The following is a 7,446-nucleotide window of genomic DNA, read 5'->3' on the forward strand; positions in this document are numbered from 1 at the left end:
AGATGGAGGAATAGTTATGAGTGAATTTGTTAATAAAGAATATGTAGAAATAGATTTTCAAGATGTCTTGATTAAAGAAGAGGAATTGAAAAATTGTACATTCATAAAATGCCGTTTTAGAGGGATAGATGCATCGGAAGTTTATACTGAAAATTGTAATTTCATAGAATGTGATTTTACCGGTGCTCTTTTTAACGCTTCTATCCATAAAGGAACTACATTTGCGAATTGTAAGTTTGTTGGTGCGAATTTATTCGTATCAAAGTTTGAAGAATGTAAAATGACTGGCTCTGATTTTGAAGAAGCGAATTTAGACGGAATAACTATCATATCGGGCGATTGGTCCTATACGAATTTAAGGTTTGCGAACTTAAGTAAACAAATGTTAAAAGGTATACGTTTAATTGAAGCTGACTTATATGAATGTAATTTAGAAAAAGCAGATTTACGTGAAGCGGATTTAACAGGTGCACAATTAGGCAAGGCGAAACTTAGCGGTGCAAATTTAAAAGGAGCGATAGTTGATAGAATTGATTTTACAAGTTTTAATTTAAAAAATGTGAAATTAGATATAGCGCAGGCAGTTGCAGTAGCAAGATGTTATGGGGCTAAGGTGAACTAAATTGTTTGAAAAACCGTTCAAAATGCTGAACGGTTTTTCAAATCATAATAGATTTAAAAATTATTTTCTATATAAGAAGCGATTTCATTAGCAAGAGTCGATGTTAATAGTGTAGATACATTGCTTAAAATGATGATTGTAGCCTCTTTGTCAATTAATCGTAAATAGGAGGACGTAAAGCCGTTAATTCCTCCGTGATGAAATATAAGTTTATTATTTTTTTCAGTTATAGCAATATTCCAACCGTAACCATATCCGTAAGATTCTGCAGTAAGCATACGAGACGTCATCCTACTTGATAAGAAGCGATTTTCTTTTAGCGCCTTATCAAATCTATATAAATCTTCGGCTGTAGAAACTAATCCACCGGCTGAATATGAATTAGACATATGAATAAATGATGCGTTCTGTAGGCCATGGTTTGGATGTAACTCATACCCAGTTGCTTTATGTTTTTGAATAGTGTGATTCAAATCAATACTTGTGTTCATTATAGAGATTGGATAGAAAATTTTATTTTTAAGAAATTCCTCATAAGACATTCCACTTATAACTTCAATAATTTTTCCTAATATAATATAACTTGAATTCGAATAATTGAATTTTTCACCAGGGCTAGATTCAAAGGGGCATGCAATAATCCATTGTATTAGTTCATCTGGTGTTCGAGGCTGTAAAGATTTTAATAAAAAGTCATGTTGAGCAGTAATATTACCGACTCCAGCAGTATGATTTAATAAATGCTTGATCGTAATTTGATTTCCTTTTGGAAAATCGGGAATGAATCGATCTAAAGTATCATGTAGCTGTAATTTTTCCTCTTCCACCAGCATTAAAATTGAAACTGCTGTGAAGATTTTAGTTATTGATCCAATACGAAACTTTGTTGTAGATGTATTAGGTATGTCCCAATTATAATTAGCTTTTCCAAATGACTGCTTATAAAGAGTCTCTTCTTTATGGACTATTAAAATTGTTCCATTAAATTTTTCGATATTTTTATATAAGGATGAATTGATATATGAGTTTAACAAATTTCAGGCACTCCTTTAAATGTTGGAATATTCGTTACCTGAAATGGAATCCAACGGCATAGGCAATTCCCCCCTAAATGAAATGTTTTTTAGAATACTTTTCTATTTTATAATGCAAGTAATATAAGAAGCAAGTTGATTTAAAGTTATATAAAATAAAGGGTTTTTATTGCTTGGGGCAATACTTTAGTAGTTCATATTTTAAAGGTGGAGAGAAACAATTATGGGAGTAAGAAAATTGATAGTAATTGAAGCTAGTGAATTAAGTGAACTTGCACTACATGTAAAAGCAACAGCTGCCCGTTCATAATAGTAGTATAATAGTAAATGAGGTGTTCATACTATGGAAGATAAAACATTAGGTATACTACTAGATGTTGTTGGGGAATTATTTTCAGATGAAATATCAATCGCTGTTTCGAATACGAAAGAATATATTTACTATCGGCCAAGTAAACGAATTGATTTAAAGATTAGCGCCGGGGATCCTATTAAGGAAGGGACGATTGCTCATAAAGCAATGGTAACGAAGCAAAAAGCTTCTGAGTTTATTAATCGAGATGTTTTCGGTATTCCTTATCATGGAATGGCCGTACCGTTTTCAAATAATGAGAAGATTGAAGGTTGTGTGACGGCAATTTATCCCGCTTTAACGGATGGGAAGTCAGTCGTTACTTTAAAAACAACAGACGGATGGGTTCCGGTTCCTTTCTCAAAGGTCATGTATTTAGAAGCTAAAGATAAAAAGACGTATGTGAATTCAGAAGAGTTAACAGGAACACATAAGTACTCGCTACAAGAATTCGAATACTTGTTGCCGAAAGATTCCTTTATTAGATGCCACCGTTCCTTTATTGTAAATGTTAATCATATTAAAGCGATTTATCCTGATACACATTCTACTTTTGTACTTTCTATGGATAACGGAGAGAGGGTACCAGTGAGTCAGTCATACGCTAGCTATTTTCGTAAGCTTCTAGGATTCTAAATTTTTCTGCTTTAGAACCTAGATTCGCTGTTTTATCTGAATTTTCGGCATTGTGTACAAAAATCCCTATTTCGATAGTGTTAATGTGTAAAATAATTATGAATATTCATTGAGAGAGGGATTACATATGGAGAATAATTTAGATAGAATTAGGGATCAACGTTTCAAAAATCGAGTAGTTACACCTGAAGAGGCAGCTTCATGGATTGAAAGTGGAATGACTTTAGGGTTAAGTGGATTTACACGTGCTGGGGATGTAAAAGCAGTCCCATTTGCGCTGGTGAATCGAGTGAAGAATGATAAATCTTTTAAAGTAAATGTTTATACAGGGGCTTCTTTAGGTTCGGATGTAGATAAATTATTTGCTGAGGCAGGAATTTTAGGGAAAAGATTGCCTTTCCAAGCCGATGCGACTATGCGAAAAGGAATTAATAACGGAGACTTTTTATTTGTAGATCAGCACTTATCTCATACAGCAGAGTTACTTCGTGCTGACGTTATGGATATAGATGTCGCTATTTTGGAAGCGGTTGCGATTACTGAAGATGGAATGATTATTCCAACCACTTCAATTGGAAATTCCTTAGCATTTTCCTTACATGCTAAGTCCATTATTATTGAAATGAATATGGCTCAATCTACGCAACTAGAGGGGCTGCATGATTTATATGAACCAGGTAAACAAGGGGAAAGACTTCCAATTCCGCTCGTAAAAACGGATGATCGAATTGGAACAATTGGTATCCCAATTGATGCTGAAAAAGTGAAGGGGATTGTGTTTACGAATCAACTGGATTCACCATCGACAATTATTCCTCCAGATGAAGAAACTGTCATTATGGCACAACATTTAATAGAGTTCCTTCGAGAAGAAGTTAAAGTAGGCCGATTAACAAAGAGTTTAGCACCGTTACAATCGGGAATTGGTTCAGTTGCTAATGCAGTATTGCACGGCATGCTTGATTCGGAGTTTGAAGATTTAGAAGTGTATTCTGAAGTTTTACAAGATGCGGTCTTTGATCTAATGGACGCTGGGAAAGTTAATTTTGCTTCCTGCTGCTCGATCACGCTTTCTGAAGAGAAAATGCAACAAGTATTTTCTAACTTTGAAAAATATCGTGACAAATTAATGATGCGTCCGCAAGAGATTTCTAATCACCCTGAAATCATTCGCCGCCTCGGATTGATCTCGATTAATACTGCTTTAGAATTAGATATATACGGAAATGTTAACTCTACTCACGTTTTAGGTACAAAGATGATGAATGGTATTGGTGGTTCTGGTGACTTTGCGAGAAATGCACGTCTAGCTATATTTGTTACGAAATCGATTGCAAAAGGTGGTAACATTTCAAGTATCGTTCCTTTCGTTTCTCATGTAGATCATACGGAACATGATGTAGATGTTATCGTTACTGAACAAGGGTATGCTGACTTAAGAGGGCTTGCGCCAAGAGAAAGAGTGGAACTTATTATTGAGAATTGCGTACATCCAATGTATCGTGACCAGCTAAGAGCTTATTACGAGGAAGCAAAAACAAGAGGTGGACAAACTCCTCATATTTTAGAAAAAGCTTTTTCTTGGCATACGAATTATGCTAAAAATGGAACAATGCTTGAAGAGGTAGTAGAAACTGTTTAGAAGTGTAAAAATGATTCTTAATATAATATGCTATACAGGTTAAAAGAAAAAGAACGCCAATTTTCAGGAATGGTGTTCTTTTTCTTTTAATAAATTGTTACCTATTCTGAAGAATTATAAAAGTTATCTCTTATTTACGGAAATAAGAGGTTTTTTAAATTATTTTTTCGAATCATTTTAATAGGTTACATATTGAAGGTGAGGAGAAAGAATCATGAAGATAAGAAAAGCGGTAGTAAGTGAAGCAAATGAATTAAGTGAACTTGCACTACACTCAAAAGCAACGTGGAACTATAGCGAAGAATTCATACTTGCTTGTAAGGAAGATTTAACAATTACCGATGAATACATAAAAAATAATTTTGTATATGTTTTAGAAAACGATAATACGAAGATTGGGTTTTTCTCATTTTTACGTAACGATAAAGCTCTCGATTTCTTATACATTCATCCTCGTTACAAAGGAAAGGGGTATGGGAAAATAATGTGGAAGTTTGTAATAGAGCAAGCAAATGAACTAGGAATAAAAAGCTTTACGATTGATAGTGATCCGAATGCAAAAGGATATTATTTGAAAATGGGAGCAAAGTTAATCGGAGAGACACCATCAACGGTTTTTAAGGACCGATTACTGCCCCTTTTGAAATATGATGTGTAAAACTATTAATAGTAGGAGAAGCTGAGAATGGATAATGTAAAGGCAAAAAGAATATATGAAGCACTTATAAAATCCTGGTCGATTGAAACAAGTTCAAAGTGGACTCTTGAAAATCCAGCAAATGGACAGTGTGGTGTAACGGCTCTAGTAATTCAAGATATAGACGGAGGGGAAATCAAAAAGACAAAAGTTGGAGAGGAGTGGCACTTTTATAACTGTATAAATGGATATAGGTTTGATTTTACAGAGTCTCAATTCAATGAAAACCTGAACTATTTGGATGTGGAATCAAACCGGGAAGAAGCATTTGCAGATACAAATGAAAAACAATATAGCATTTTGAAGGAAAAGATAATGAAAGAATTGAAATTACCTTTTGACTCTTAATCTTTAATAAGTTACTATAATGGTGGTAACTTATTAAAGGGAACTTCATAGAGTTGAAAGGGGAAATACTTTTGAAAACAACTTATGTAAACGCTACAATCGTAACGATGAATGAACAAAACGAAGTGATAGAAAATGGATATATCATTGTAGAAAATGATCAAATTATAGATGTAAAGAGCGGAGAATTCGCTAATGATTTTGCAGTAGATGAAGTAATTGACATGAAAGGAAAGTGGGTTTTACCAGGGCTTGTAAATACACATACACACGTTGTAATGAGTCTCTTAAGAGGTATTGGCGATGATATGTTATTACAACCGTGGCTTGAGACGAGAATTTGGCCACTTGAAAGTCAGTTTACGCCAGAGCTTGCGGTTGCTAGTACGGAATTAGGATTACTTGAAATGGTGAAAAGTGGTACAACATCATTCTCTGACATGTTTAATCCAATTGGAGTAGATCAAGATGCAATTATGGAAACGGTATCAAGGAGTGGAATGCGAGCTGCTGTTTCAAGAACTTTATTTAGCTTCGGAACGAAAGACGATGAAAAGAAAGCAATTGAGGAAGCTGAGAAATATGTGAAGCGCTACTATAACGAAAGTGGTATGTTAACTACGATGGTTGCACCGCATAGTCCATATACATGTAGTGCAGAACTGTTAGAAGAATGCGCACGTATTGCAGTAGAAAATCAAACGATGGTTCATATTCATCTTTCAGAAACAGAGCGTGAAGTACGTGATATTGAAGCACAGTACGGAAAACGTCCAGTAGAATATGCAGCAAGTTGCGGGTTGTTTAAACGCCCAACAGTTATTGCACACGGTGTAGTATTAAATGAAAATGAGCGTGCATTTTTAGCAGAACATGATGTTCGAGTAGCACATAACCCAAATAGTAATTTAAAACTAGGTTCTGGTATAGCGAATGTAAAAGCGATGCTAGAAGCAGGAATGAAAGTAGGAATTGCAACAGATAGTGTGGCCTCTAACAACAATTTAGATATGTTTGAAGAAATGCGTATAGCAACATTATTACAAAAAGGCATTCATCAAGATGCAACAGCGTTACCAGTTGAAACAGCTCTTACACTTGCGACTAAAGGAGCTGCTGAAGTAATCGGCATGAAACAAACAGGATCACTTGAGGTTGGAAAGTGTGCTGATTTTATTACAATTGACCCATCTAATAAGCCGCATTTACAACCAGCAGACGAAGTATTATCGCACCTTGTATATGCTGCTAGTGGAAAAGATATTAGCGATGTTATTATTAACGGAAAACGTGTCGTTTGGAATGGCGAATGTAAAACGTTAGATGAAGAGCGTATTATATTTGAAGCGAGTCGTTATAAACGAGGTTTGCAAAGATAGATATTTTTAGGCTGTGGAGAAGGCTTTCTCCACAGCCTGTTTTTGTGTTTGAAATTTTTTTATGAGGTGTATAATTTTGAAAAATGCGTATCTTTTTAAATAACTAATACTTTAGGATTTATATGTTAAAATTAGGTGAATTTACTTTTGTTTTGAAAGGACTTCTAGTATGAATCTAACTAAATTTTGGAAGGTATCTTTTTGGATTTATATTGCCTTATTAATTAATTTCGTTGTGTTTAAATTTTTTGGTAATGTACAAGATGTCATAAATATGGCTCAAGATAATTATCGAAACATACATGAACTAGGAGGGAACAGAACGAATTTTATTCCCTTTAGAACTATAAATTCTTATAGTTCCATTATGGATGTTACATCTAGTTTTATAAATGTTTTTGGAAATATAATACCTTTTATTCCTTTAGGATTCTTAATTCCAATTGTTTTCCCATCTAAAAGAAAATTCGTAAAATCTATGATTGTTTGTCTCATTATTATACTTATAATTGAAATTATACAATATATAACTTATTTAGGATCTATGGATATAGATGATGTAATATTGAATCAAATCTCTTGCATAATCGGATACATATTATATCTGATTTATATTAAAATAAAAAAACCTCACAATTATGAAGTGAACCCCGAAAACGGGACACCGATCAAAACACCTAAACCATCTGTTCCCTAAATTCTTTAGGGGATAGGTGGTTTAATTTTTCTTGAATTC

At 34.0% G+C, this 7,446-nt stretch carries 8 protein-coding genes; 7 read left to right on the forward strand and 1 reads right to left on the reverse strand.

The features are described from left to right. The first annotated feature begins 16 nt into the window (after positions 1–16). Positions 17–622: a pentapeptide repeat-containing protein gene (locus tag FOT98_RS19315; protein ID WP_063263775.1), complete on the forward strand. Its 606-nt coding sequence runs from the start codon at positions 17–19 to the stop codon at positions 620–622. Between the two features lie 53 nt (positions 623–675). On the opposite strand, the gene FOT98_RS19320 is transcribed toward FOT98_RS19315, so the two are convergent. Then, positions 676–1,656 carry a serine hydrolase domain-containing protein gene (locus FOT98_RS19320; RefSeq protein WP_063263776.1) on the reverse strand — a complete coding sequence of 327 codons (981 nt, stop codon included), beginning with the start codon at positions 1,654–1,656 and terminating at the stop codon, positions 676–678. Positions 1,657–1,999: 343 nt separating this feature from the next. Here FOT98_RS19320 and FOT98_RS19325 point away from each other — a divergent pair, with 343 nt between their 5' ends. From FOT98_RS19325 to FOT98_RS33470, 6 genes are all read left to right on the forward strand, one after another. Beyond that, positions 2,000–2,644 (forward strand): LytTR family DNA-binding domain-containing protein, encoded by a 645-nt coding sequence (locus FOT98_RS19325; protein WP_061676664.1) that lies wholly within the window; start codon positions 2,000–2,002, stop codon positions 2,642–2,644. 127 nt (positions 2,645–2,771) lie between these two features. Then, the gene (gene scpC / locus FOT98_RS19330; RefSeq protein WP_063263777.1) at positions 2,772–4,286 is read left to right on the forward strand and encodes a succinyl-CoA:acetate CoA-transferase ScpC; all 1,515 of its coding nucleotides are present in this window, start codon (positions 2,772–2,774) and stop codon (positions 4,284–4,286) included. Between the two features lie 214 nt (positions 4,287–4,500). Beyond that, positions 4,501–4,944, forward strand: coding sequence for a GNAT family N-acetyltransferase (locus tag FOT98_RS19335; protein ID WP_063263778.1), 444 nt, complete (start codon positions 4,501–4,503; stop codon positions 4,942–4,944). A gap of 27 nt (positions 4,945–4,971) precedes the next feature. Beyond that, positions 4,972–5,331, forward strand: a complete 360-nt coding sequence (locus FOT98_RS19340) for a YunG family protein (RefSeq protein ID WP_063263779.1) — start codon at positions 4,972–4,974, stop codon at positions 5,329–5,331. Between the two features lie 53 nt (positions 5,332–5,384). After that, positions 5,385–6,710, forward strand: coding sequence for a bifunctional S-methyl-5'-thioadenosine deaminase/S-adenosylhomocysteine deaminase (locus FOT98_RS19345; protein WP_116758360.1), 1,326 nt, complete (start codon positions 5,385–5,387; stop codon positions 6,708–6,710). Between the two features lie 169 nt (positions 6,711–6,879). Beyond that, the gene (locus FOT98_RS33470) at positions 6,880–7,407 is read left to right on the forward strand and encodes a VanZ family protein (protein WP_144291122.1); all 528 of its coding nucleotides are present in this window, start codon (positions 6,880–6,882) and stop codon (positions 7,405–7,407) included. Positions 7,408–7,446 lie beyond the last annotated feature (39 nt).

Origin of the sequence: Bacillus sp. HY001, assembly GCF_007558965.1 — a bacterium.
Taxonomy (GTDB): Bacteria; Bacillota; Bacilli; order Bacillales; family Bacillaceae_G; genus Bacillus_A; species Bacillus_A mobilis.